At 60.7% G+C, this 1475-nt stretch carries 2 protein-coding genes; both read right to left on the reverse strand.

From position 1 onward, the window contains the following. Positions 1–361, reverse strand: a 361-nt coding sequence (locus tag AC0L30_RS25420) for a tetratricopeptide repeat protein (protein ID WP_473405498.1), incomplete at its 3' end; no start/stop codon positions are given. After that, positions 342–1475: tetratricopeptide repeat protein (locus tag AC0L30_RS25425; protein WP_473405499.1), on the reverse strand; the 1134-nt coding region annotated here is incomplete at its 5' end. The genes AC0L30_RS25420 and AC0L30_RS25425, both read right to left, overlap by 20 nt.

Genomic DNA, 1475 nt, shown 5'->3' on the forward strand with positions numbered 1-1475 from the left:
CGGCCAGCTCCAACGAGCCGAGCGCTACCGTCAAACCGCGGCGCACGAAGGGGTCAAAATTGGACGCCGATGAGGGGTCAAATTTACAGGCCGATTGACAGCCTAGATCTGCACTGGCATTTGTGGAGCCCCTTGACGCCAGTTGTCGCCGAATCTTGACCGCCTCCATCATCGCCGTTATCGCGGCGTCACGCTGGCCAGCGTGACGCAATCTAATGGAGAAATTGAGTAGTCCAGATGCGAGATCTGTCTGGAAGCGAAGTGGCTCTTGCTTGGCAAGCCGGCGCCAGATTTCAACGGCTTCCCGCATCGGATCGAGGGCTGCGGTCCTATCGCCGCCGTCACCAAGCCGCTGCGACAACTCTAGCAACCGCCAAGAGAGGTCGGGCTCGAAGTGAGCGGGCTACTTTCGACACCAGACCGCGATAGATTTCGACAACCTCTCGACTCGCGTTTATAGCCTCGGCGTAATGGCCGGCATCCCGAAGGCGATTCGAAAGGTGCTGGAGACTAAATGCGAGATCCACATCGAAGCGAGCCGGCTCCTGCTTCGCAAGCCGGCGCCGCAATTTCACGGCCTCCTCTACCGCAGCGATTGCCGCACTGTGCTCCCCGCTACTTCGCAATCGGAGAGAGAGGTTAAGTAGCCCCGACGCAAGATCCATGACGAAACGCGCAGGTTCTCGTTCCGCAAGCCGACGCCAGATTTCAACAGCCTCCCGCATCGGAGGGAGGGACGCCGGCCGATCACCTACATCGCGGAGCCGAAGCGATAGATCCGTCAGCCGCCAAGCGAGATCGGGCTCAAAGCGAGCGAGCTCTTTCGACACCAAACGGCGATAGATTTCGACAGCTTCTTCAATGGCGGTGAGGGCATCGGTGTAATGACCTGCACTTTGCAATCGATCCGACAGGCTGCGCAAGCCTGACGCCAAGTCCCCATCGAAACGAGCCGGCTCCTGTTCCGCGAGCCGGCGCCAGATTTCAACGGCCTCCCGCACCGTCGCAACGGCGGCGGTGCGGTCACCAACGTCGCCAAGCCGCGACGACAGTTCAGTCAGCCGCCAGGCGAGATCGGGCTCAAAGCGAGCTGGCTCTTCCGACACCAAGCGCCGGTAGATATCGGCAGCTTCTTGAGCAGCGGAGAGAGCCCCCGCGTATTGCCCGGCATCCCGACAGCGGCTCGAAAGGTGTTGGAGACTAAATGCGAGGTCCACATCGAAGCGAGCCGGTTCCTGTTCGGCAAGCCGGCGATGCAATTCCACGGCCTCCTCTATTGCAATGATTGCTCCGCCGCGGTCCCCGCCGCTTTGCAGTTGAAGAGAGAGATTGAGCAGCCCGGATGCATGGTCCGTCTTGAAACGGAATGGCTCTTGTTCGGCAAGTCGACGCCAGATCTCAACAGCCTCCCGCATCGGGGAGAGGGACGCCGGCCGATCACCTACATCGCGGAGCCGAAGCGACAGATCCGTCAG

This window comes from Bradyrhizobium sp. MI1.11, from assembly GCF_055811255.1.